Consider the following 432-nt stretch of genomic DNA (forward strand, 5'->3'; position numbering starts at 1 on the left):
CTTCCCGAATGACGAGGCCGTGATCAAGCTGCTCTGGCTGTCCTGGCAACCACGCGTCTTCGGTTCGTTGAAGGCATCGAGCCAGAACTTGGCGTCCTCGGTCTGCTCGATCCAGCGGCCCAGCACGTCGCGCTGGCCGTCGGCCTGGACGCCCACGGCCAGATAGACGGCCCTGACCACGCCGTCGTCGCGGATCTTGACCCGCAGCGCGTCGAAGAACACCACCGGATATATCGCCTCGAGCGGGCGGTTCTGCCAGCTCAGCGCCTCGGCCATCACTTCGTCGGTGACCGGGCTGATGAAATCGGGCGAGATCTCAGTGCCTTAGCTTTCGGCCAGAAACGTCTGAATCTCGCGCACGCTCATGCCGCGGGCGTATCTCGCGCTAAATGCGCTCGTCGAAGCCGGTGAAGCGGCGCCGTGCTTGAGAAT

At 63.9% G+C, this 432-nt stretch carries 1 pseudogene; it reads right to left on the reverse strand.

The annotated features are described in order from the left end of the window. Positions 1-432, reverse strand: a pseudogene (locus J5M67_RS28880) (transposase); the annotation flags it as partial.

Source organism: Pseudomonas sp. 30_B (assembly GCF_017491605.1).
Lineage (GTDB): Bacteria > Pseudomonadota > Gammaproteobacteria > Pseudomonadales > Pseudomonadaceae > Pseudomonas.